Raw genomic sequence first — 22,796 nt, 5'->3', positions numbered from 1 at the left:
TAGAACCGCAATATTAAAGCCAAGTTTGCAGAATGATTAAATAAAATTATTCCTCACAAAATTATTCGTTTTTCCGTGTATAGCAAATTATATTTGCTATTCGAATCGCTAAAATTTATGAAAGCAAAAATAGCATTAATAACTGGAGGTTATACAGGAGAAGCTGAAGTTTCTTTTAAAAGTTCTGCCTTTGTCAATTCTCAACTTGATCACGACAAATACGATATATATTTGATTACAGTGACCAAAGAAGCATGGTACTATGAAGATTTGGACGGTAAGCGGCATCCGATTTCAAAAGCAGATTTTACACTTCCATTGAACGGAGATATCTTAAGCTTTGACTTAGCATTTATTATGGTGCATGGTGTGCCTGGAGAAGATGGAAGACTTCAGAGCTATTTTGATTTATTAGATATTCCATATACCTCATGTGATGCCTTGACTTCGGCATTGACTATGAATAAAGGGTATACAAAAGCGATCTTATCGGATATTCCCGAGTTGCATTTGGCAAAATCGGTCTTATTGTTTGAATCGCAACTCCTGGAAGCGGTCAAAATCGTCGAAAGCAATCTTTCGCTGCCGTATTTTGTGAAACCTAATGCCGGTGGAAGTAGTATCGGAATGACCAAAGTAAAGGAATCGGCACAACTTCAGGAAGCCATTGATAAAGCTTTTGATGCAGAGAATACCGGGAAACAGGTTATTGTTGAAGAATTTGTGACTGGACGCGAATTTTCCGAGGGAATTTTTAGGAATTCAAAAGGCGAACTCGTTGTTTTGCCGGCTACCGAAGTTCGTACTACACGTGAATTTTTTGATTATGAAGCCAAGTATGTACCTGGATTGACCGAAGAGATTACACCAGCAGACCTGACTACGGAAGAGCAGGAGCGCGCTGCACGTATTTTAAGGGAAATTTATGTGAGATTGAACTGTAAGGGTATGGTTCGGGTGGACTTCTTTTTAGAAAACGATACCGATAAATTTTATTTTATCGAAATTAATACCATTCCGGGGCAGACTCCACAAAGTTTTATTCCGCAGCAGGTACGGGCTTTTGGAATGAAGGAGGGGGATTTTTACGGGGAGTTGATCGAAACGGCTCTACAATCGAAATAGTTTTGTTCTATCTCAGTAAGACTTGAGGCAGGGACTATATGGCTGGAGCGCGGATAAGCATACATTCCGATGATGACATACTGCATTTCCCAGCCACAGCCCGCTGATCATTCGCATAAGCAGCCTTCTAGCCAAGGGGGATAAAAATACGCCACGATGACGATGCGCAAAAAAGGCTTTCAATTTTCTGAGAGCCTTTTTTGTGTTTTATTTTCTGAAATCAAATTTCGATAGATCAGGTTTAAACTTTTTAACTCTTTTCAGCTCCTCCTGATAAATTACCTGGCCGATATTTTTTAAAAAAGGATAGGTTACTGTTTCATATTCATAGCGTCCATCGTTGTAGATGCCATTTTCATTGGACTGTACAACAACGGCGAGCATAAATTCCACGCCATGTTCAAAGTCGACGACATAGGCATTATCAATATTATAGCCATAGGAATCTCCATACTTGTTGAAGATCCGGATGTTGGGATTTAAGATCGCATTTTTTTCACGGCCATAAAAAAGGAGCTTGCTATACGTTGGCCAGAATTCTGCTGGATCATATTTTGGAAAATCCGATTCAAAGGGATAGCGCGACATATAATCATAGAGGAGCGCGTAGTCATCTTTTTTCAGATTGAATCTTTCTTGAGGCTGAAATGCTTCGGGAAATAACAGCTTCTTCAATATCAGCTGTTGATCTTGCAAAGCGTATACATTTAATCCTTCAAAACTCCAGGGTTCATGAACAAGTTCATCTTTATCGTTCATGTAACCTTTCCCCTGAAGCGTATTGGACAGCTCGATGGTATAATCCTTGGGATCGAACTGTGCTTCTTGTTTATAAATAATATCCTTCCCCTTATAAAAGGTGACGGGGTTAGTATGTTTGGCCCATATGCCTTTGTCGCCAATAGCAAGACGGTTGACAATGCGGCTGTAATTAGTGCCGTATTTTTTTAGTTTCGCATTCAGTTCTGCACGGCCAATAAATTCGAAAAGCCTGTTTTGGGCATCGTTGTCGCTGGTTAATAAGATCTTTTTAACATATTGAGCAACAGATGGAAGGCCATTGGCGGCGGATTCGTCCACAAGAACCTTAGTCTGCTTTTCAAAAGCAGAATCGATGCGTAGTGGGGTATCTTTGCTGAGACCGGCAATATGCAGGTCATTGATTTTTTCCAAAGCCAGAATTGCTGTCGGCAGCTTCACTGTACTTGCAGGATAAAAATACCAGTTCGGATTCAGTCGATAGCTATAGGACCTGAAATGTGGCTTATTGGATTTGTCACGATCAATCTGTGTATACAGAATTTGTACTTCATTTTTCGTCGGGTGACTTAATATGTTTTGAAATAGATCGGGATGACTTTGGAGTAATTTTTCCAGGTAAACAGTATCTATCTTCTGAGCGTATAGATCTGACATGAATAGAGTAAGAATTAGGGTGAGGTATTTTTGCATGTGCTTTAGATCAAAGTGTCGCGCCTGTTTAGTCTTGTCGATTAAGCTCTTCTATAGCTTTTAATGGTGATAGGATCATGAAGCAAAAAGCTCCATGATCCTATTGCGTTTTGCTAGTCGTAAACATGGAATTATTTTCGCGTATAAACTTCAAAGGTATAAGCAAATGCATGTTTGTCATCGGCCTGATGCGAATCTGAGGCAACTAATTCCCATTCTTCTGACGGTAATTCAGGAAAGAAAGCGTCACCTTTGATAGTTGTATGTACGCGCGTCAGAAGCACTTTATTTGCCAAGGGTAGCGCTTGCTGATAAATGTTTGCGCCACCAATGATGAATACCTCACGTTCATCCCGGCAATACAAGAGTGCCTCTTGAATGCTGTTGGCAACATCAATATCTTCTCCCTGGAAATTCGCGTTACGTGTAATGACAATATTCCTTCTGTCTGGTAATGCTTTGCCTATGGCCTCAAAAGTCTTTCTGCCCATTAGGACAGAGTGCTCAACGGTATTTCTCTTAAAATATTTAAAGTCGTTGGGTAAATGCCAAGGCATCTGATTGTCGATTCCGATGGCATTGTTTTCCGACGCAGCTACGATTAATGTGATCGTTGGGTTGCTCATTTTTGATATAAGGTGATTATTCGTTCGCTAAAATATATTACAAAATCAGGTACCTTTCTTGTTAAACGGCCACCGGAGCTTTGATATGTGGATGGGATTCGTAGTTTAACAATTCAAAATCTTCAAACTTAAAATCAAAGATATCTTTTATTTCTGGGTTTATTTTCATCTGGGGTAGCGCTTTTGGCTCGCGGCTCAATTGGAGCTCCGTTTGCTCGAAGTGATTACTGTAGATATGTGCATCGCCAAGGGTGTGGATAAACTCTGCGGCTTCCATGTCACAAACCTGTGCGACCATCATCGTCAATAAAGCATAAGAGGCAATGTTGAAAGGAACGCCCAAGAATATATCGGCACTACGTTGATAGAGTTGACAGGACAATTGCGGCTTTAAGATACCTTTTTCAGGTTGTGCCGGAGCGACATAAAACTGAAAAAAGGCATGACAAGGAGGTAATGCCATATGCTCTATTTCGGCAACATTCCATGCCGATACAATAATACGGCGTGAATCCGGTGAATTTTTTAGCTGGTTGATAACCTGTGTGATCTGATCGATATGACGGCCATCGGGTGTTGGCCAGGAGCGCCATTGTGATCCGTATACAGGGCCTAAATTTCCTTGTTCGTCAGCCCACTCGTCCCAAATGCTTACGCCATTTTCTTTGAGATACTGAATATTGGTTTCACCTTTAAGAAACCAGATCAATTCATGGATAATGGATCGCAGGTGTAATTTCTTCGTCGTTACCAAAGGGAAACCTTCCTGAAGGTTGAAACGCATCTGATATCCAAAGACACTTTTGGTACCTGTGCCCGTACGATCTGTCTTTACAACACCATTCGTATATACATGTCTGAGTAAATCTAAATATTGTTTCATCTGTAAAAAGTAATTATTAAATACCAAATATCAATACTATAATCGAACTGGACAGAACGAATAACACTATTTTATGTGTCTGATTCTCAATCGGGGAATATTTGAATACATCATGTCCGGCTCTAATTTAGTTTGTCCGTAATAAGCCGCCGGTGCATTCAACCTTTCAAGATAGTCAAAACTAAGGAAAATCCTTATAACGAGAAAGTCAAAACTTAAAATGGTAAGAGGGGTTACTGAAAAAAAATGTAATTTTGCAAAATATTATGGAGAATAAAAAAGTAGCTTTTTATACACTTGGATGTAAACTGAATTATTCGGAGACATCATCCATTGGTCGTTTATTTAAAGATGCGGGCTATGATACCACAGCGTTCAATAGCCGTGCAGACGTCTATGTAATCAATACATGTTCGGTAACGGATAATGCTGACAAGAAGTGTAGAAAAGTAGTGAAGGAAGCTTTAAAGCACTCTCCCAACGCCTATATTACGATTGTTGGCTGTTATGCGCAGCTAAAACCAAAAGAGATTGCAGAGATTCCCGGAGTGGACATGGTCTTAGGTGCAGCTGAAAAGTTTAATATTATTGAGCATATCAATGATTTGACGAAACAGGAAAAAACGATCGTTTATAATGGTCCAATCGATGAGACCAATCAATTTGTCTCGGCTTATTCGATTGGCGATCGTACGCGTACGTTCCTAAAAGTACAGGACGGCTGCGATTATTCATGTACATTTTGTACGATTCCTTTGGCACGTGGCGGAAGTCGCTCGGGCAAGATCGAAGATATTGTGCGTCAAGCAGAAGAAATTGCAGCTTCAGGCGTCAAAGAAATCGTTTTAACAGGTGTAAACATTGGCGATTTTGGCATTCGGGATGGTAAGCGTGAAGACCGATTCTTGGATTTGGTAAAGGTTTTGGATGAAGTTGAAGATATCGACAGGATTCGGATTTCTTCGATAGAACCTAATCTTCTTTCCAATGATATTATTGAGTTTGTGGCGCAATCAAAACGTTTTGTTCCACATTTCCATATGCCACTGCAGTCTGGAAGCAATAAAATTCTGAGTTTAATGCGCAGAAGGTACAAAAGAGAACTTTACACAGAGCGTGTCGCATTTATCAAGTCATTGATGCCTAATTGCTGTATCGGTGTTGACGTTATTGTCGGATTTCCGGGAGAAACACGTGAAGACTTTATCGATACATACAATTTCTTGAATGATTTGGATATTTCTTACCTGCATGTCTTTACCTATTCAGAAAGGGAGAATACGATTGCTGCTCAAATGGACGGTGCTGTACCGGGAGCTCAACGCAGCGACCGTAGCAAAATGTTGCACATCCTTTCGGAGAAGAAGCGCCGTGCGTTTTATGAGTCACAGCTTGGTGAGACTGGTGATGTTTTGTTTGAAGCAGACGAAAAAGATGGTTATATGCATGGTTTTTCTAAAAACTATGTCAAAGTACGGACCTTATACGATCCATTATTGGTGAATGAGGTTGTGCCGGTTAAATTTATGGAAGTAACGGATTCCTGTGAAGTGGAAGTAGAAGAAATTCCGGAGACATTGACACATTAATCTTTTTAAGGGTTATACTATATTAAGATTTATAACATATAAAAAAGGCAATCTTATTAGAGAAGATTGCCTTTTTTCGTTAACGGGAATTCCATAATTTCCCTATTGATTGCAGCACACAGTTGTGTTCCTGATCAAATTGACTGCAGTAATCTGACCGGAAGTAAATCGGTACCTCTAATGCGTACTGCTCTTTGCTGCGTTCAACCAGATGACGGTACCCAAGATCAAAAGCACCCCGAGCCATTGTATCGTGGATACACTTTCATGAAGTATAAAAAATGACATACAGGTGGCTACAGGTAGCTCCGCCGAACTCAATATTCCGCCTAAGGAGAAGCCCGTTTTCGGTAGGCCATAGGCAAATAATAAAGGCGGGATGACCGTGCCAAATAGCGAGAGGATCAAGCCGAAATAGAGGAAGTTACCATCAAATTGACCATTCCATAAATAAGCAGGTGGAAACAAGGTGAAGACCAGTATACAGGCCCCCGTTACCATAATAGCGCTTTTTTGAATGGGGTGATAGTCATTGCCGACACGACCGTTGACGATCATGAAGACCGAATAGGCGGTCGCTGCTAAAAGACCAAATAAGACACCTGTTAGGTTGAGGTGTTGCAAGCCTTTTTCAAGAAGTCCAGTCGCTAATAATGTTGCAATGAGTACAATGCCGATACCAATCAGGTTGTTTTTTGAAGGTTTTGCCTTGAAAAAGATAAATTCGATTACCACACCGATCCAGATATACTGCATGAGCAGTACGATGGCCAACGAAGCCGGGACGAGCTGTACACATTTGTAATAGAGAATGCTCACCAAACCGGTCGAAGTACCACTGATTAATATCTTGATCCATGAAGATTTCTTGCTTGAAGAGTGAAATGACTTTGCCGAAAAGAGTTTGATGATGATATAGATAAGCCAAAGGATAAGCATGCCAAACAATACCTGAATTCCCGTTACCTCTCCTAAATTCAACCCTTTACCATAGGCTTTTTTAACAAACGTTGATAGTATCCCAAAACTACTCGCACCTAAAAAGACAGCTAATGCACCTTTTAATTTTTCCATTCTCAAATAAATTAGGCGTCAAAGTTACGATTTCTGAACAATTCTTTTTCTTATCTGACGTTCTTATCAAGAAAAGCAATCTCCGGGGGCAAGCAAATTTATTGGATATCAACAGCAATTTAATTAAGTTTGTTAGGCAAGTAAGTTTGTTAAGCAAGAACGTAAATCGAACAGCATGGGTGTCAGATCTTATTTTATCTTCTTTTTAGGTGCAGTTCTATTTTTGAGCAGTTGTTCAACGAAGAAAAAGGTACTTAGCTCCAAAACACATTCTTCCAATGGTTCGGTTTTGACAGATGCGAGCTCAGCGCGTGGAAAAACTTTTTCGGGATCCAAACTTGACAATTATGCAGACTTGCTCAATGTGAGTACCAAAAAACTAAATCCGCACCTTTATTCCTTTATTGACGATTGGATGGGGATACCGCATCGTATGGGTGGACAGACCAAATCGGGGGTAGATTGCTCGGGATTTGTTAATCTGCTCTATATTGAAGTATACAAAGGGAATTTGCCGCGGACTTCGCGTGACATGGAAGGAATAGTAAAGAGAAAAAAGGTCGATAAACTTGAAGAAGGAGATCTCGTGTTTTTTTCTTTCGGACGAAATGGAATAGATCATGTTGGTGTATACCTGCATAATAATAAGTTCGTTCATGTTTCGACACGGAAAGGTGTTATTATCTCTGATCTTTCCGACAGTTGGTATGCGAAGACCTTTGTTGACGCGGGCTCTCCCAATATCTAAACGCGTGAATTTCATGTAGGTTTTATGTCATATCTTGATATAAACTTTTATACCCTGTATAAATCCTTATTTTTGTCAAAATTTTATAGAAATGACAATCAAGAGTAAGAAGATTTTTTTGGGCCTTTGTATTATTGTGCCGTTTTTGATGTATTGTGTTTATTACTACAGTAATATGATCAAAAATGCCCCTTTTCGTTTTGCTGATTTTGAATCCATTGAATTCAAATACGGCGAGCCGAACCACATGGTCAACGAATACAATTCAAAAACACGCATCTATAAGTATTTAGACAAAAAAGATTCTTTAATTACCGATACTGTAAAATTTACAAAAGACGATTTATTGTACCTGCACCGCAAAGCAATGGAGCTCGGCTTTTGGAACTTGGATACCGATATGACTGGACCTGAATGGCAGCAGGATTCAACACATTCTAAAGTTCCACGTTTTTATTTAGAGTACAACTATAAAGATAAGTCCAAGCATATTACTTTAGACGCCGATTTTGCAGGCAACCCTCGGATGCACGATGCAGCAAAATCAATGATCGATGAAGTCAACCGCATGTTGGCAACTGCGCAAGCCAGATAGTTAAGAAATAGGCCCTAAGGGTAAAGAGAGAAATCAAGTCATTGGTTTCTCTTTTTTTGTGCCGAATATCCGTCTGAAAACAAAGGATGGAAGAAGGATTTAACCGGCCAACAACATATATGTTAATGGGGATTTTATAGGGACTTAATAGGGACCTGATAGGGACCTCATTCGGATGAATACGTATAAAACACGGATAAAGTCCCTATAACGATACTGCCAAATATGGATTAATTAATACAAGAGTGTTAAATGGCTTCCTTTGTTTTTTTGATAAATTCTTTATATTCTCTTTATACTCCGTTAACCTGAATCGAATACTTTAGCGCCAAAACAAAATTTCATATGAAAGCATTTTTGGCACTAGCAATTTCCTGGGCATGCGTAAACGCTGTGCAGGCGCAAGATTTTGCAAAAGGAAAAGTTTATCTGGACGCAAACAAGAACGGAAAATTAGATAAAAACGAACAAGGCATTGCGTCTGTTTCTGTTAGTAACGGGCGTGAAGTGACAACGACTGATAAAGATGGTAATTACCAATTGCCCGTTGGAAATGACAACATCATTTTTGTGGTTAAACCAACAGGCTATGCTTTGCCCTTGGATGAAAATAACCACCCAAAATTCTATTATATCCATAAAGTAAACGGTAGTCCAGCTTCAAAATATCCTGCTGTTGCTGCTACAGGAAAAATCCCTGCTGCTGTAAATTTTGCAATGTATCAACAAGATGAGGATCCTAATTTTTCAGCTTTTGTTTTTGGTGATCCACAGGCTTACACGGAGGAAGAACTGGCCTATTTCAAAAATGGTGTGATCAATGAAATTTCCGATAAGACAATTGCGAAATTCGGAATAAGCTTAGGCGACTTGGTGGGAGACGATCTTTCACTTCAGCCAAAATATAAATCGGTGATTTCCACGATGGGCTTGCCATGGTATAATGTCATGGGAAACCACGATATGAACTATGATGCTAAACTGGATATCCTCTCCGATGAATCGTTCGAGCGGACGTTTGGCCCCAATAATTATGCGTTCAATTACGGAAACACGCATTTTATCATTCTTGATAATATCATTTATCCGAATCCACGGACAGGTAAAGGTTATTTAGGCGGATTCCGTAAAGATCAGCTTGATTTTGTGGAAAATGACTTAAAAAACGTTGCTAAAGATAAATTGATTGTGTTGGCATTTCATATTCCTTTATACCATCAAAACTCGGATGTCTTTCGTAACGAAGATAGACAACGTCTGTTCGATATTTTGGCTCCATTTAAGCATACCTTGTCTCTGTCCGCGCATACACACTTTCAGCGCCAATATTTTTATGGACAAAAGGACGGATGGAAACAAGAAAAGCCACATCACGAATATAATGTGGGTACAACCTCGGGCGACTGGTATTCGGGCGAGTTGAATGAAAAGGGAATTCCTGTTTCTACAATGCGGGACGGTACACCAAAAGGGTATGCCATATTAAAAATCGAGGGTAACCAATACAGTTTTGATTATAAGGTTGTCGGTAAGCCAGCAACGTATCAGATTGATTTATATGGCGCATCAGTCGTTCCAGAAAAATACACAAAGAGATATCCGATATACGCTAATTTTTTCATTGGAAAGGAAGGTGACAAGGTAACGTATAGAATCAATCAGGGCGAATGGAAGGAAATGGATTTTGTCAATGAAAACGATCCGGCATTCCTAAATTCTCTTGCTAAATACGATACAGCAACTGAATTAAAGAATACGCGTAGACCTTCGAACCCCGAAAAATCCAGTCATCTGTGGACAGCTAATTTGCCCAAACTTAAAGCTGGTAAATATCAGATTGAGGTTCAAGCGGTTGATCTTTTCAATAGAGTACACCTGGCAACAAAGACTATTGAGGTGAGATAAATAAGCATTTGTAGAGTTGTTTTAAGTTTAAAGATAGCTTAAGATGCACTTAACATAACGATCCTATATTTGTGTAGAGTAATTTTTGATTCATAAAGAGTTAGGGTTAATGTGTAGATCTGTTGTGAAACACGTCTGAAAATTTAGTTTGTTTTTAAAGTGAAGGTAATCTCCCCAGATTACCTTTCACTGTTTTAGACCTTTTAGGCTATCTTACGATACCAGCATTTAACGGATCAGTTTCAAAACCTGTGGACTACGCAAATAATTTGGTCAATCTGAACAGGAAGAAATTGATGTCACCTACACCTCTAAACTGACTTCTGAAAGCTTTTATCTTTGCATTGAAAGATTCTGCTGAAGCATTTGTACTCTTGTTGTCGAAGTAGTTCAATATTTTTTTGTGATGGATATTTATGGTTCTGGAGACGGTGTTGAATGACTTGAAGCCGGCCTGTTCCACTTTATCCGCCCATTTTGCCAACCTTGTAAAGGCGTAGATCTTATCTATGGTGGTGTTGAATATCCAAGAGAGTTCTTGGGATAGCCTGTACGCCTTTTCAATATCGGGATATCGCTCAAAGAGTACAGCAGCCCTTTCTCTTTGCTCGTAAGTCCATTTATGTTCACTTTTATAAAGCAGGTATCGGCTTCTTGCAAGTAACTGTTTGATGGTTTCACTGTTGGATAGGACTTCCGGAAAATAGGTTTCCTTATTCTTTCGTGCTTGGTCAATTGCTTGATTTTCATCGTCAATGGCCTGCCAGCGGTGCTTTATCCTTATTTCCTGAAGCGCTTCGTTAGCAAGTTGCTGAACATGGAAACGGTCTATTACCTGAACAGCATTGGGAAAGCATCTTTTGGCTATCAATCCCATATTACCGGCTAAATCAAGCGTTATCTCTTGAACTTTATTTCGTAATCTCTGTGGGATCTTTTGAAGGATCGGGATAATGTTCTCTGATTTTGTCCCGTTCAGTATGGCTACAATGGTCCCTTTTTTGCCCCGTGCTTCTTTATTGGTGACAACGGTATAGAGCTCGCCATGGGATAGGCAGGTCTCGTCAATAGAAAGATGGCCGCTGACATTCTGTGGGAAGGTCAATCCATCTCGCGCATTTTCGCGATGCTCCCAATCCTGGAAACCGCTCAGTTTATTGCGGTAGTATCTCCTTAGTTTACTGGCTGATATCCCATAGAATGAACTGATGGTCTGAATGCTATGAGCCTGGTTGTCCGCTGATACCTTTTAAAAAAGCTGCGAAATCCTGTGTGATGCGCGTCCCTTTGGCTACTAGTTCCCAATTTCTGTAGACTACTTTATCGGTATCCTGGTTGAGCCACCTGCGGCGCTTGACATGAAGATAGACCTGCATGCCACGGATAGGAAAATCTTGAAGGGTAACGGGTTCGAAAAACCCCTTGGAAATCAACTTCTGGCCTTGATATTCTTCAGGTGTATTATTGAGTTCCTCCAGAAAGATATCCAGTCTTTTTTCTTCTTTGGAATAGTGGGTCATCTCAAAATAATCGGAAACTCCTTCGGGAATAATTAAGGGCATTAACGCGTTAAAAGATTCGTGCATCTGTATAAATATCAAAGCACAAATATCTAATTATTTTTTATCCCCTCCACAACTTTTGTACATGATCCCATTTAACTGCTTCTCGGCTGGCCTGTTCTTACAGTTCATTTGATTTATGCAGACAAGGTTTTGCCTGGTAATTCGTTTGGTATGAACCTTAGCAATATATGAACACATAGTTCGGCTGAACACTTAGTTCGACAGCGATATTTTCTTCTGAAAGTGTCTGACGTTATTGGCCAGAAAGAACATTCCGTTCGCTTTTATTGTTGTTGGTCTGCGAAGTCATGAAGGCTTTTATGCCGGATAGCAGGCCGAAAATCATCCGATGCCGGATTTTCAAAGATCTCCAGGTCGAAGTATTTTGTGGCGGCAAATAGGTGGTCGAATACATCCGAAACAATTCCTTCGTAATATTCCCAGCGGATATCGTTTACAAAGAAATAAAGTTCGACTGGAACACCGTGTTCGGTTGAAGCAAGCTGACGCACCATCAGGGGCATGGTCTTGTGGATATTGGGGTTTTGACGTAAATAGGTGAGTGTGTAAGCTCTGAACATCCCTAAATTGGTCATTTTGCGACCGTTTATGGGGCTTGACTGATCTATCTGCTGTTGGGTGTTGAATTGGTCAATTGTCCTGGCGCGCTCTTCGATATACGGCCGCAGGATCTGTATATTTTTGAGTTTTTCAATTTCTTCATTTTCTAAAAATCGAATCGTGGAAATTTTGATATTTATGGCCCGCTTTAAGCGCCTACCGCCCGACTGCTGCATGCCCCTGTAATTTTTGAACGAATCCGACAATAGCGTATGTGTCGGTATCGTCGTAATGGTCTTATCAAAGTTCTGTACTTTTACATTATTGAGATTAATCTCTTTGACCGTTCCATCGGCGCCATATTTGGGCATCTCTATCCAATCGCCTACACGGATGGAGTCATTGGCCGAAACTTGTATACTGGCAACAAATCCTAGTATAGTGTCTTTGAATACCAACATCAGAATTGCGGATGCGGCACCCAAGGATAATAAGAAGGACCAAGGGGATTTTCCAGTCAATATCGAAAAGCAGATCGTCCCACCGATAAATAATAGGATAATCTGGCACACCTGTAAATAACTTTCCAGGGGCTTGTCGGCAAAAGATTTCTTCATGCGCAGCATGTCCCGTAAACTTTTCAGAAGCGAATGGATAATCAGTAAACTGACGACGGTCGTTGCTATGTCAAGTATTTTATTGCTGTTTTCTTTCCAGGTTGGAAAACCCATGAAGATAATGGGCATGATATATTGTGCCACTAATATCGGAACAAAATGAGCAATAAGTTTCAGCGTTTTATTGCGGATCAATAGATCATCAAAGCGATTTGTACTTCGCCTGATGGCTTTGATTGTTAACAGGAGTAACGTTCTTTTGGTGAAATAGTCAATGACGATCAAAAACAGGATAACCAGTAAGAGTAAAAGGATCGAGTTAACAAAGTGGCTCCCCTGATTATCAAGACCAAGTTGTTTAATCCATTGAAATGTCCAGTTATAGATGTAGGATTGGGAATCTTTGAATAATTCCGTTGCTGTGCTTTGCATGTTACAAATATACAAAAAGCCGCAATTAGCGGCTTTCGGTTATTTTGAGTTTAGCGGTTCACGCTCGTGTTTATGTCTAAAGAATACAGCAAAGAAGATTGCTATAACCAAGGTGTAGATGGCAAATGCAAGCCAGATGTCATGCCAGTCTTTTAGCATGAGGTTACCGCTTAACATGCCGTCAGGTAATATGGAAATACTCTTTTCCTGCAGGAAATGTAGAAAATGGGTATTATCGATTGTTGTATCCAGGTATTGTGCGAGATCCTTACTGTTTTGAAAACTTTTGGTAAAGTAATGGTCAATGATCCAACCCGATGCAAAACTGCCTACAACGGCACCGAAACCGTTTGTCATCATCATAAATAAGCCTTGTGCCGAGCTGCGTATGCGTGATGTTGTGGAGGTTTCAACAAATAAAGAACCCGAGATATTAAAGAAGTCAAATGCCATACCATAGACGATACAGGATAATACAATCATCCAAAGTCCGCCTGCAGGGTCACCAAATGAGAATAATCCAAAACGTAATACCCAGGCAAACATCGAAATCAGCATGACCTTTTTTATACCGAATCTTTTGAGGAAAAATGGAATAGCAAGAATAAAAAGTGTCTCGGATATCTGCGAAATCGACATAATGATGGTCGAATATTTCACAACGAAAGATTCTGCAAATTTAGGGTAGAATTTAAATTCATCCAAAAACACATCACCGTAGGCATTGGTCAATTGGAGTGCGGCACCTAAGAACATGGAAAAAATAAAGAACAAAGCCATTTTATAATTTCCAAAAAGTTTAAATGCTTCCAAGCCTAATAGTTGTGTCCAGGAAGCATCTTCCTGTTGTAACTTCTTCGGTGGACATTTAGGTAATGTAAAAGCATAGAGACTTAAAGCCAAAGCTGCGGTTCCGGCGATATAAAATTGATAAGCTGTGGCCTTGTTGCCTGTTAAATTGGTGATCCACATGGCAACGATAAAGCCTATCGTTCCGAAAACCCGGATAGGCGGGAATGCCTTGACCAAATCGTAGTTATTTTCATTCAATGCCGTATACGCAATGGAGTTGGATAGGGCCAAAGTTGGCATATAAAAACACATTGCCGCAAGCATCGCATAAAAAAAGGTGTTTGGATCATTTACCTGAGGTAAATAGAATAAAACACCCGCATAACATAAGTGAAGAATAAAATATAATCTTTCGGCATTTATCCAACGATCGGCGATAATTCCCATCAGGGTAGGCATAAATAAAGAAGCGATCCCCATGGTTGCAAAAATAGCTCCAAATTGTGTACCATCCCATTGTTTTGTGCCAAACCAATAGTTTGCTATTGTAATCAACCATGCTCCCCAGACAAAAAACTGAAAGAAGCTCATAATGGTCAATCTTAATTTAATAGACATAAATCGATGTTATTTAAAATTTTTGTTTCGCTTTAATGAAAGGAGTTATTTTCTTTTGGAAATCTCATCCCTAATCAATGCAGCCTGCTCGTAGTTTTCTTCGGTCAATGCCTGATTAAGTGCTTGCTCCAGTTGCTCATCTGTCAACGTGGAGAAAGGATTTTGTGGGGATTTTGAAGGTGTTTTTTCTTCGATCTCAACAACACTTGGATCCTGAACTTTGTTGGACTTGTCTAGGTTTTCCAAAAATGCGAACTCATGTCCCTCAATGATAATTCCAGCAGAGGACATAATAAATTCGTAGGCATAGATCGGAGCTTCAAACCGTACAGCCAGTGCAACGGCATCGGATGTGCGGGCATCAATCTCGACAATCTTGTTGCCGTCGGAACAGATAATTTTAGCATAAAATATCCCTTCAATCAAATTATAGATCAGTACTTCAATGAGTTTAATACCAAAAGAATCTGCAAAAGATTGAAATAGGTCGTGTGTCAGCGGACGACTAGGAATCATTTTCTCTATCCGAATAGCAATAGCTTGAGCCTCGTGGCTGCCGATAATGATGGGCAATCTTCTGTTGCCCTCCACTTCTCCCAATACAAGAGCATAAGCCCCAGATTGCGTTTGACTATAGGATAAACCAACGATATCTAATCTGATTTTCTTCATTTTAATTCCAAAGCGGTCTACAAACTTAGATAAATTTGCTTTTATATGCAATTATAACAACTAAAAACTCCCCATTCATTTTGGATAAATGGGGAGAATATATCGGAAGAAAGCTTTAAATACCTTTGTAAGCCTTCAATGCCTGCGTTAATTTCGGAACGACGTCGAAAGCATCGCCTACAATTCCATAATCGGCCACTTTGAAAAAGGGCGCTTCTGGATCTTTATTGATGACAACGATTGTTTTAGAAGAGCTTACTCCGGCCAAATGCTGTATTGCTCCGGAGATACCGATAGCAATGTAGAGATTGGGGCTAACAACAATACCTGTTTGGCCTACGTGCTCCGAATGCGGGCGCCAGCCTGCATCAGATACGGGTTTTGAACATGCTGTAGCTGCACCAAGGACGTCTGCAAGTTCTTCCACCATACCCCAGTTTTCGGGGCCTTTTAAACCACGGCCTGCGGAGACGACGATTTCAGCTTCGGGCAGGGAAACTTTGTCTGTTGCTCGAACAATCTCTTTGACCATCGTTGTAAAATCTGTTTGGTCAATATTGGGAGCAAAAGTTTCGACAGTTGCGCTACCACCGGTCTCTTTTGTTTCATATGCATTCGGGCTTAGTGCGATGACCTTTATATCCGAGGATAGTTCGAGCGTAGCGAACGCTTTATTGGAGAACGCTGTTTTTTTGACAGTCAGTTTGTCGCCATTGATTTTCGGCAATTCGAGTGCGCCATCGGCCAGACCAGCCTCTAATTTGGCTGCAATACGTGGAGCGAGTCCTTTGCCCGAGAAAGAGTTGGACAGCACAAGTATTTTTGAGCCGGTACTCTTTACGGCTTCAGCAATGATGCTTGCATACGCTTGGTTTACAAAAGAAGCTAGTCGCTCATTGTCGACATTTAATACTTTGGAAGCACCGTACTTGCCCAAGCCAGCAAGTTCGTCTCCGGCGACATTTCCAATTGAAATCGCAACAAGATCAGTCTGCATGTTATCGGCGATGGATTTTGCATAAGAAACAACTTCAAAAGCAGATTTTTTGAATTTTCCATCGGTATTTTCTACGTATACGAGTATAGACATGGTGTTTTAGCGTTTAAAGATTAAATAACTTTAGCTTCGTCGTGAAGAAGAGAAACTAATTTTTCTACCTCGGCAGCGTCAACAAGTTTGACCGTACCGCGCGGAGCTGGTGTCTCATAGCTGACAATGTGTTCAAGAACGTCTATAGTGGAAGGTTCGAGCACATCCAATGGTTTGGTCCGCGCACTCATAATACCACGCATATTAGGTATTTTTGGCTCGGCAACACCTTCTGCTGTACCAATGACGATTGGCAGCTTTGCTGTCAATACTTCTTTTCCACCTTCAATCTCGCGCTCAACTGTGACTGCGTCGCCCGCAATATCAACTTTTTTGGCAATGGAAACAGAAGGGATATGCAGCAGTTCTCCTACGATTGCCCCCACTTGAGCACCGTTATAGTCGATGGATTCGCGGCCAGTTAAAATTAAGTCAAATGCATTGTCTTTGGCATACTTTGCTATCTGATTAGCAACAAACCAAGCATCGCGCGGAACGGCGTTAATCCGTACAGCATTGTCTGCACCAATTGCCAATGCTTTTCGAATGGTTGCATCAGTAGATGCATCGCCCACATTGATGACAGTTACGGTTCCTTTTCCACCTTCGGCCAACTCAACTGCTTTGGATAAAGCAATTTCATCATAAGGGTTTATAATGAATTGTACACCAGCTGTATTAAATGCAGTGTTATCATTTGTAAAAGTGATTTTGGATGTAGTGTCAGGGACATTACTTATACAAACTAATATTTTCATATACGATTGGTTTTACTCAAACTTACCATATTTTCTTTCAATTAAAAAGTGCTAAGGCGTTTTAAATGCTGTTAAAAAGTTGTCTTGAGATTTTGATGAATTTGTAATTTTACTAGTTTTTTTCTTTTATTTTTTTTGATGTGATATAATATTGATGTGTTTTATTGTCATTTTTGTAATTTTTTATTTTAAATAGCCGGTTCTTGACAATAGATTTATTACGTCAGTAAATTGTCATTTTATATGCTAGCATAGTAATTTTATATAACATCGCAGCTCATTCGGGGTCCCTGTTTATAAAAACCTTTCGTGTGATATGGAGAGACAAGGAATTGTTTTAGTGGATATACAATTAAATTGCATATAATATGCAATTTGTCTAAGTTTGAAATAAAAAAGATATGTCGACACGATTGGATCAACTGAATGAATTTTTGAAAGAGAGCCCTGAAGATCCATTTTTAAAATATGCGATTGCAGCTGAATATCTCAAGCAGGAAGATGAACAAGAGGCCATGGTAAGATTTGAGAATTTAGTACATACGAATCCAGATTATATAGGAACGTATTATCATTTGGGTAAATTGTACGAAAAATTGAATAGACAGGAGTACGCGATTAATACCTATAGATCCGGGATTGAGATCGCTCGCAAGACGCGTAATTTCCATGCTTTGGGCGAGTTACAAGGTGCATTGTCATTCTTGACAGACGATGATGAAGATGATTTTTAATCTTTTCTAAATTTTTGGTATTTAATTTGTTATGAATTTATTGGTGTAACTGTTAGATGCTGATTTTTTTGAATTTGGAATGAGATGAAAAGGTATATTTGGATTGTGGGTTTGTTATTGACAATTGGAATGGTGGGATGTGATAATCCCAAACAAAGTGTTGCGGTCTATAAAGATAATTTACAAGACCTAAAAGGTAGGGATAAGGCGGAAGTAGTGATTGGTGAATATAGAGGTGTCATGCCTTGTGCGGATTGTGATGGTATAGAAACGCTTATTTCATTGCATGCAGACAACACCTACCAATATTCATCTAAATACCTTAATAAAAGTGATGATGTGTTTATGCGTGAAGGAAAATGGAAATTGGATGGCAACATCATTACATTGGACGGCGTCGACTATAAGTTCAAATTAGGAAATCGGATACTCAGCCAGCTGGATCTTTCCGGAAATGATATTACGGGTGATATTTCCAAATATTATGTCTTGACAAAAAATTGATATATAGCCTAAGGGCTATATTAACACATAAAAAAGCCGAAAGTATACTTTCGGCTTTTTTATGTTTTTGGATGTATAGCTGTTTTCGGCTATCGAATAAGTTCTTATTGCTACAAGCTTGAGATTTTTTTCTTCACTTGCGGGTCATCCTTGAAGCTATATCTGGAAATGTTATTTGTTCTTTGTACAAAGTTCTTTCAAGGTTGCTACCACAAAATCGACTTCTTCCTTTGTATTATGCTTGCAGAATGAAAAACGAACCGAAGGACGCTCCGAGCTTGATTTGATTGCACCCAATACATGCGATCCGATGTCTGTTCCTGAGCTGCAGGCACTGCCACCAGAACAAGAGATCCCTGCAATATCCAGGTTGAATAAAAGCATGTCAGCAAGGTCACTACATGGGAAAGAAACATTTAGTACGGTATACAGTGATTTTTCTGGTTCAATAACACCATTAAAATCAATCTCGGGGATTGCTTTCTGCAACTCGTCGATCATATAAGATTTGAGCCCTTGAATATAAGCGTGGTGTTCTTCCATGTGCTCATAGGCAAGTTCTAAAGCTTTGGCAAGCCCCGCGATTCCATAGACATTTTCTGTTCCACCACGCATGTTGCGCTCTTGTGCTCCACCATAGATTAACGGTTTAATCTTGTTATTCGCATTGATGTAAAGAAAACCCACCCCTTTTGGGCCATGGAATTTATGGGCAGCCCCTGTTATAAAATCTATTTTAAGGTTACCAAGGTCATGTGGATAATGCCCCATGGTCTGTACCGTGTCCGAATGGAATATCGCATTATACTTTTGGCATAACTCGGAGATACGTTGAATATCGTTGAGATTTCCGATCTCATTATTGGCATGCATAATGGAAACAAACGTACGCGGATTGGTACTTAAAAGTTCTTCCAGCTGGGTGAGATTTAAATTACCTTTTTCGTCAACTTCCAATAAGTCGAGGTGCACCTTACCGGCTTTTTCAAGTTCTTCTAAGGTATGTAATACGGCATGGTGCTCAATAGGGGAGGTGATGGCATGGGTTATCCCAAAGTCGGCGATTGACCTAACGATGGCCATATTGTCGGCCTCGGTTCCACCCGATGTGAAGAAGATCTCTGCTGGAGATACATGAAGTAGATTGGCAATCGTTTTACGTGCTTTTTCTACAATTGTTTTTACTTGTCGTCCGTGACTATGGATAGAAGATGGATTTCCAAAGTTATTGTTCATCACATCCACCATTACTTTTATTACTTCAGGATCTAAGGCTGTAGTCGCTGCATTATCAAAATATACTTGCATGCTGCAAAATTACAAATCTCCAAAGTAAATTAAAGGTATTAAATGACTTATTTTTATCATTTTATTTTCCTATAAGTTCTTTTTTTCGTCGGACCACGATGAGTATCACAAGTCCTCCCATTGCGAGCACCAAACCCAAATAGGCAGCAATATCACCTGCTCGCGTGTAGAAAGTAATTTCTTCATTTAAATTAATTTCCTGATTTAGGGCTGCAGGCTGCCACCATTTAGTCTGTTGTACAATATCGCCGCGTTGGTTGATAAAGCCTGAAATCCCCGTATTTGCCGATCGGGCCACCCAACGTCTGTTTTCAATCGCACGCAGTTTTGCATACTGTAAATGCTGGTCTTTACCCGAAGTATTGCCCCACCAGCCATCGTTGGTGATGATAGCAATAAACTGAGCGCCTTTTTTGACATATTGGGAAACATAATTGCCCCAAATGGATTCATAACAGATTACGGGTGCGGCACCAATACCGCTCTGGGCATAGAATACCGAAGGTTCGGCCTGTTTTCCGTAACCACCTGTCGTACCGCCGAATGCTTTAAATAAAGGTTTCAGGAAATTCATCGCTGCGCCAAAAGGCATTTGCTCTACGCCCGGAACGAGTTTAGACTTATGGTAAAACTGAAGTTTGGAGGAATAATCGATCAATGTCGCAGCGTTGAAATTATCCTGGTATACATTGGGAGCTATTTCACGCGCAGTAGGTGTTTTTGCATAGTTGTACAACTGATAGCTTTCAATACCTGAAAGTACATTACCATTTTTATATTGATCTAAAAATTTTAAAATGCGCTGGTAAGAATAGGTTTCCCTAAAGTTTTCCTCGTCAAAATCGCCGTTCTGTGAAAGTGCAGTTTCAGGCCAGATGAAAAATTCCGTATTGGGTTTGGCGACTGAATTTGATAAGGCGAATAAGGTGTTTAATTGTTCCTCCGGACTTAAATTGAATTTAATATAAGGGTCAATATTCGGTTGAACAACAACAATCTGTGCAGGATTCTGATGTTCTTCGTAGTTGAAGTAACGAAGCAGCGAGTAGGCGCTGGGAACCAACAATATAGTCGCCAAAGAGGCAATAGGAATAATCTTACGTTTGATCGGATAAAGTCCTTTTCCATTGAGGTAAAGTGTAAATACCAAGATATTGACCAGCCAGATCCATATTGTTCCGCCATAGACCCCTGTGATGTCGTACCATTGGATCAATTGGTGGAAACTTGCGAAACCATTGCCTAAAGTCATCCACGGGAAGGCTAAATCCCAGGATTCGTGTAAAAATTCATAGCTTATCCAGAATCCCATTAATCCGAAAAGGGATAACAGGATGTTCGTTTTGCGTCGTAATTGCCCATATAACCTGAAAGCCAGCGCCATTAAAGCGGCGCCAAGACAAAAAGGTATCAGACTGATGACAACAGCTGCAAAAGGCGGCATAACCGCTGAAATGGAGTTGTATACCCAGTAAATAGAAGCCGTGTTCCAAACAACAGCCGTGAGTCCCGCTGTAAGAAATACTTTACGGCCTTTTCTTTGGAGTGTTTCACTGCGGATAATGTTTTCTACAGCAATCAGCAAAGGCACAAACCCAATAAATAATAAGGGACTGGAATAGGGGATTGGAGGCCAGCCCAACCACAATAAAAAGGCACTTAAAAGTGCCAGTAAATAGTTGTTTTTCACGCTATATTTTCTCCCATTTATGATTATAAACTGGATAAAACTTCTCTCTTTTTACTCTCGTATTCCTCTTGGGTAATCAATTGTTTGTCGAAGAGTGTTTTTAATTTTTTGAGCTTTAAGGTAATTTCATCATCTTCCTCTTCTTTAACGGGTGGAGCGGGCGGGATGTTTGATACCGTTGGCGCTGGCGAAGTTACTGGTGCGGATACAACAGCTTGAGGTGCCGCCGGCGCTGTAACTGCTGGCTGAACCGGTGTATTATTTTCTGGCCGTTCGATAATCACTTCCTTTGCAACTGTTGGAGCAATGACTATTTTTTCTTTTTCGGCCGCCAATTCCGCTTTTTTATAGTTTTCAAGGGCGGCTTTAATATATTGATACAATTTCCTAGCCTGAACTTTAGGGATATAGTCTATGCTTAAGTTCTCGCCAGTAAATGGTATAACCGTAACTTTTGAACCGAATATTTCTTCCTTAAAGGCAATATCCTTGATATCTTGCCAACCGAAGATTTCAAAATCAGTAGCCAGACCCAGTTTAGTAAATTCGCACATAAATATGCGCTTATTACTGATGGTGATACTATCTGGTAAAATAGTAACTGCAGGTTTCTTTTGAACTGCAATATAATCTATTTTTTCCCCTGGAGTAAGCATATCTTGGACTTTAGTAACCAATTTTTCAATGATTTTTATGTCCTGCCCGTCCTGTGCAAATTGTTCCATGTTCATGTCAAATACTTTTTAATACCTAAAGATTGTCAAAATTTATTCCAATCCTGCTACACAAAATACAAATTCTCCTTTAATCGGATTGTTTTCAAAGTGTAATTTTAAATCAGTTAATGTTCCGCGAACATTTTCTTCATAGAGTTTGCTCAGTTCACGTGATATCGAAGCTTGTCTTTCTGCGCCAAAAACGGTGATAAATTCTTCTATGGTTTTGAGAATACGATGTGGCGACTCGTAGAAGATCATCGTTCTTTTTTCCTCCGCCAAAGCTTTTAAGCGCGTTTGTCTTCCTTTTTTGACGGGGAGAAAACCTTCAAAGCAAAAACGGTCGTTGGGAAGACCAGAATTGACAAGCGCTGGCACGAAAGCTGTTGCGCCTGGTAAGCACTGCACTTCAAGCCCTTCTTTGATGGCTTCACGCACCAGCAAAAATCCCGGATCTGAGATCGCCGGCGTCCCTGCGTCTGAAATCAATGCAATGTTTTGCCCTTCTTTCAAGAATTTAATGATTTCAGCTACCGCTTTATGTTCATTGTGCTGATGATGCGCAAATACTTTTTTGTCGATTCCAAAATGCTTCAAAAGCGGAGCGCTGGTCCTTGTATCCTCTGCTAAGATGAGGTCCACTTCTTTCAGGACATTGATCGCACGGAACGTCATGTCCTCCAGATTGCCAATAGGTGTTGGAACTAAATATAACATGGTCAAAGTTAAGTTTTTTTTACTA

General features: G+C 40.1%; 22 protein-coding genes. 7 read left to right on the top strand and 15 right to left on the bottom strand.

The features are described from left to right. Positions 1 to 117 precede the first annotated feature (117 nt). Entirely contained in the window at positions 118 to 1,125 is a 1,008-nt protein-coding gene (locus tag AACH28_RS10555; protein ID WP_286803122.1) for a D-alanine--D-alanine ligase family protein, read from the top strand. Positions 1,126 to 1,332: 207 nt separating this feature from the next. Here AACH28_RS10555 and AACH28_RS10550 read toward each other — a convergent pair whose 3' ends face one another. The 3 genes from AACH28_RS10550 to AACH28_RS10540 all read right to left on the bottom strand — a co-directional run bounded on the left by AACH28_RS10550 (position 1,333) and on the right by AACH28_RS10540 (position 4,086). Next, entirely contained in the window at positions 1,333 to 2,541 is a 1,209-nt protein-coding gene (locus tag AACH28_RS10550) for a serine hydrolase (RefSeq protein WP_312745692.1), read from the bottom strand. 167 nt (positions 2,542 to 2,708) lie between these two features. Further along, positions 2,709 to 3,203, bottom strand: a complete 495-nt coding sequence (locus tag AACH28_RS10545) for a dihydrofolate reductase (protein WP_112373640.1) — start codon at positions 3,201 to 3,203, stop codon at positions 2,709 to 2,711. 61 nt (positions 3,204 to 3,264) lie between these two features. Then, the gene (locus AACH28_RS10540) at positions 3,265 to 4,086 is read right to left on the bottom strand and encodes a thymidylate synthase (RefSeq protein ID WP_341832925.1); all 822 of its coding nucleotides are present in this window, start codon (positions 4,084 to 4,086) and stop codon (positions 3,265 to 3,267) included. Between the two features lie 266 nt (positions 4,087 to 4,352). Between AACH28_RS10540 and mtaB the strand changes: the two genes are divergently transcribed. After that, on the top strand, positions 4,353 to 5,675 hold the full coding sequence (mtaB, locus tag AACH28_RS10535) for a tRNA (N(6)-L-threonylcarbamoyladenosine(37)-C(2))-methylthiotransferase MtaB (protein WP_070565022.1): 1,323 nt from the start codon (positions 4,353 to 4,355) through the stop codon (positions 5,673 to 5,675). A 177-nt stretch (positions 5,676 to 5,852) separates the two neighbouring features. On the opposite strand, the gene AACH28_RS10530 is transcribed toward mtaB, so the two are convergent. Continuing rightward, positions 5,853 to 6,749, bottom strand: coding sequence for a DMT family transporter (locus AACH28_RS10530; RefSeq protein ID WP_112373638.1), 897 nt, complete (start codon positions 6,747 to 6,749; stop codon positions 5,853 to 5,855). A gap of 175 nt (positions 6,750 to 6,924) precedes the next feature. Between AACH28_RS10530 and AACH28_RS10525 the strand changes: the two genes are divergently transcribed. From AACH28_RS10525 to AACH28_RS10515, 3 genes are all read left to right on the top strand, one after another. Further along, positions 6,925 to 7,497, top strand: a complete 573-nt coding sequence (locus AACH28_RS10525) for a C40 family peptidase (RefSeq protein WP_046673998.1) — start codon at positions 6,925 to 6,927, stop codon at positions 7,495 to 7,497. A 175-nt stretch (positions 7,498 to 7,672) separates the two neighbouring features. Then, complete coding sequence (locus AACH28_RS10520) at positions 7,673 to 8,092, top strand: hypothetical protein (protein ID WP_075994657.1); 420 nt, start codon at positions 7,673 to 7,675, stop codon at positions 8,090 to 8,092. Between the two features lie 345 nt (positions 8,093 to 8,437). Then, positions 8,438 to 9,997 (top strand): calcineurin-like phosphoesterase family protein, encoded by a 1,560-nt coding sequence (locus AACH28_RS10515; RefSeq protein WP_341832924.1) that lies wholly within the window; start codon positions 8,438 to 8,440, stop codon positions 9,995 to 9,997. Between the two features lie 256 nt (positions 9,998 to 10,253). Here AACH28_RS10515 and AACH28_RS10510 read toward each other — a convergent pair whose 3' ends face one another. The 7 genes from AACH28_RS10510 to AACH28_RS10480 form a co-directional block, all read right to left on the bottom strand. Next, positions 10,254 to 11,102 carry a transposase gene (locus tag AACH28_RS10510; RefSeq protein ID WP_341831486.1) on the bottom strand — a complete coding sequence of 283 codons (849 nt, stop codon included), beginning with the start codon at positions 11,100 to 11,102 and terminating at the stop codon, positions 10,254 to 10,256. A gap of 115 nt (positions 11,103 to 11,217) precedes the next feature. After that, a complete protein-coding gene (locus tag AACH28_RS10505; protein WP_149525777.1) occupies positions 11,218 to 11,583 on the bottom strand; it encodes a transposase in 366 nt (121 codons plus the stop codon). Positions 11,584 to 11,846: 263 nt separating this feature from the next. Then, the gene (locus AACH28_RS10500; RefSeq protein ID WP_341832923.1) at positions 11,847 to 13,172 is read right to left on the bottom strand and encodes a mechanosensitive ion channel domain-containing protein; all 1,326 of its coding nucleotides are present in this window, start codon (positions 13,170 to 13,172) and stop codon (positions 11,847 to 11,849) included. A gap of 39 nt (positions 13,173 to 13,211) precedes the next feature. Beyond that, the gene (locus AACH28_RS10495; protein ID WP_075991314.1) at positions 13,212 to 14,582 is read right to left on the bottom strand and encodes a nucleoside permease; all 1,371 of its coding nucleotides are present in this window, start codon (positions 14,580 to 14,582) and stop codon (positions 13,212 to 13,214) included. A gap of 45 nt (positions 14,583 to 14,627) precedes the next feature. After that, positions 14,628 to 15,254: a bifunctional nuclease domain-containing protein gene (locus AACH28_RS10490; RefSeq protein ID WP_088160444.1), complete on the bottom strand. Its 627-nt coding sequence runs from the start codon at positions 15,252 to 15,254 to the stop codon at positions 14,628 to 14,630. Positions 15,255 to 15,369: 115 nt separating this feature from the next. Then, positions 15,370 to 16,344, bottom strand: a complete 975-nt coding sequence (locus AACH28_RS10485) for an electron transfer flavoprotein subunit alpha/FixB family protein (RefSeq protein ID WP_341832922.1) — start codon at positions 16,342 to 16,344, stop codon at positions 15,370 to 15,372. A gap of 20 nt (positions 16,345 to 16,364) precedes the next feature. Further along, positions 16,365 to 17,102, bottom strand: a complete 738-nt coding sequence (locus tag AACH28_RS10480) for an electron transfer flavoprotein subunit beta/FixA family protein (RefSeq protein WP_341832921.1) — start codon at positions 17,100 to 17,102, stop codon at positions 16,365 to 16,367. A gap of 401 nt (positions 17,103 to 17,503) precedes the next feature. Between AACH28_RS10480 and AACH28_RS10475 the strand changes: the two genes are divergently transcribed. Continuing rightward, positions 17,504 to 17,836: a lipopolysaccharide assembly protein LapB gene (locus tag AACH28_RS10475; RefSeq protein ID WP_286767040.1), complete on the top strand. Its 333-nt coding sequence runs from the start codon at positions 17,504 to 17,506 to the stop codon at positions 17,834 to 17,836. 84 nt (positions 17,837 to 17,920) lie between these two features. Next, positions 17,921 to 18,340 (top strand): copper resistance protein NlpE, encoded by a 420-nt coding sequence (locus tag AACH28_RS10470; RefSeq protein ID WP_070565053.1) that lies wholly within the window; start codon positions 17,921 to 17,923, stop codon positions 18,338 to 18,340. Positions 18,341 to 18,511: 171 nt separating this feature from the next. Here the strand turns inward: AACH28_RS10470 and AACH28_RS10465 are convergent, their stop codons facing one another. From AACH28_RS10465 to rsmI, 4 genes are all read right to left on the bottom strand, one after another. Next, complete coding sequence (locus tag AACH28_RS10465) at positions 18,512 to 19,648, bottom strand: cysteine desulfurase family protein (protein ID WP_341832920.1); 1,137 nt, start codon at positions 19,646 to 19,648, stop codon at positions 18,512 to 18,514. Between the two features lie 61 nt (positions 19,649 to 19,709). Further along, positions 19,710 to 21,338, bottom strand: a complete 1,629-nt coding sequence (gene lnt / locus AACH28_RS10460; RefSeq protein ID WP_341832919.1) for an apolipoprotein N-acyltransferase — start codon at positions 21,336 to 21,338, stop codon at positions 19,710 to 19,712. Positions 21,339 to 21,361: 23 nt separating this feature from the next. After that, entirely contained in the window at positions 21,362 to 22,069 is a 708-nt protein-coding gene (locus tag AACH28_RS10455) for a PH domain-containing protein (RefSeq protein WP_341832918.1), read from the bottom strand. 36 nt (positions 22,070 to 22,105) lie between these two features. Then, entirely contained in the window at positions 22,106 to 22,771 is a 666-nt protein-coding gene (gene rsmI / locus AACH28_RS10450; RefSeq protein WP_341832917.1) for a 16S rRNA (cytidine(1402)-2'-O)-methyltransferase, read from the bottom strand. Between the last annotated feature and the right edge of the window lie 25 nt (positions 22,772 to 22,796).

The organism is Sphingobacterium thalpophilum (genome assembly GCF_038396785.1).
Lineage (GTDB): Bacteria > Bacteroidota > Bacteroidia > Sphingobacteriales > Sphingobacteriaceae > Sphingobacterium > Sphingobacterium thalpophilum_A.
The sequence above is the reverse complement of the archived record's forward strand: the minus strand, read 5'-3'. Positions and strand labels throughout refer to the sequence as shown.

Bases quoted from the DNA above. Each gene is read 5' to 3' on its own strand.
- AACH28_RS10540 (WP_341832925.1), bottom strand. From the start codon at position 4,086: ATGAAACAATATTTAGATTTACTCAGACATGTATATACGAATGGTGTT.
- AACH28_RS10480 (WP_341832921.1), bottom strand. From the start codon at position 17,102: ATGAAAATATTAGTTTGTATAAGTAATGTCCCTGACACTACATCCAAA.
- AACH28_RS10485 (WP_341832922.1), bottom strand. From the start codon at position 16,344: ATGTCTATACTCGTATACGTAGAAAATACCGATGGAAAATTCAAAAAA.
- AACH28_RS10490 (WP_088160444.1), bottom strand. From the start codon at position 15,254: ATGAAGAAAATCAGATTAGATATCGTTGGTTTATCCTATAGTCAAACG.
- AACH28_RS10455 (WP_341832918.1), bottom strand. From the start codon at position 22,069: ATGAACATGGAACAATTTGCACAGGACGGGCAGGACATAAAAATCATT.
- AACH28_RS10545 (WP_112373640.1), bottom strand. From the start codon at position 3,203: ATGAGCAACCCAACGATCACATTAATCGTAGCTGCGTCGGAAAACAAT.
- AACH28_RS10495 (WP_075991314.1), bottom strand. From the start codon at position 14,582: ATGTCTATTAAATTAAGATTGACCATTATGAGCTTCTTTCAGTTTTTT.
- rsmI (WP_341832917.1), bottom strand. From the start codon at position 22,771: ATGTTATATTTAGTTCCAACACCTATTGGCAATCTGGAGGACATGACG.
- mtaB (WP_070565022.1), top strand. From the start codon at position 4,353: ATGGAGAATAAAAAAGTAGCTTTTTATACACTTGGATGTAAACTGAAT.
- AACH28_RS10475 (WP_286767040.1), top strand. From the start codon at position 17,504: ATGTCGACACGATTGGATCAACTGAATGAATTTTTGAAAGAGAGCCCT.
- AACH28_RS10525 (WP_046673998.1), top strand. From the start codon at position 6,925: ATGGGTGTCAGATCTTATTTTATCTTCTTTTTAGGTGCAGTTCTATTT.
- AACH28_RS10520 (WP_075994657.1), top strand. From the start codon at position 7,673: ATGATCAAAAATGCCCCTTTTCGTTTTGCTGATTTTGAATCCATTGAA.
- AACH28_RS10515 (WP_341832924.1), top strand. From the start codon at position 8,438: ATGAAAGCATTTTTGGCACTAGCAATTTCCTGGGCATGCGTAAACGCT.
- AACH28_RS10555 (WP_286803122.1), top strand. From the start codon at position 118: ATGAAAGCAAAAATAGCATTAATAACTGGAGGTTATACAGGAGAAGCT.
- AACH28_RS10505 (WP_149525777.1), bottom strand. From the start codon at position 11,583: ATGCACGAATCTTTTAACGCGTTAATGCCCTTAATTATTCCCGAAGGA.
- AACH28_RS10500 (WP_341832923.1), bottom strand. From the start codon at position 13,172: ATGCAAAGCACAGCAACGGAATTATTCAAAGATTCCCAATCCTACATC.
- AACH28_RS10550 (WP_312745692.1), bottom strand. From the start codon at position 2,541: ATGTCAGATCTATACGCTCAGAAGATAGATACTGTTTACCTGGAAAAA.
- AACH28_RS10470 (WP_070565053.1), top strand. From the start codon at position 17,921: ATGAAAAGGTATATTTGGATTGTGGGTTTGTTATTGACAATTGGAATG.
- AACH28_RS10465 (WP_341832920.1), bottom strand. From the start codon at position 19,648: ATGCAAGTATATTTTGATAATGCAGCGACTACAGCCTTAGATCCTGAA.
- AACH28_RS10530 (WP_112373638.1), bottom strand. From the start codon at position 6,749: ATGGAAAAATTAAAAGGTGCATTAGCTGTCTTTTTAGGTGCGAGTAGT.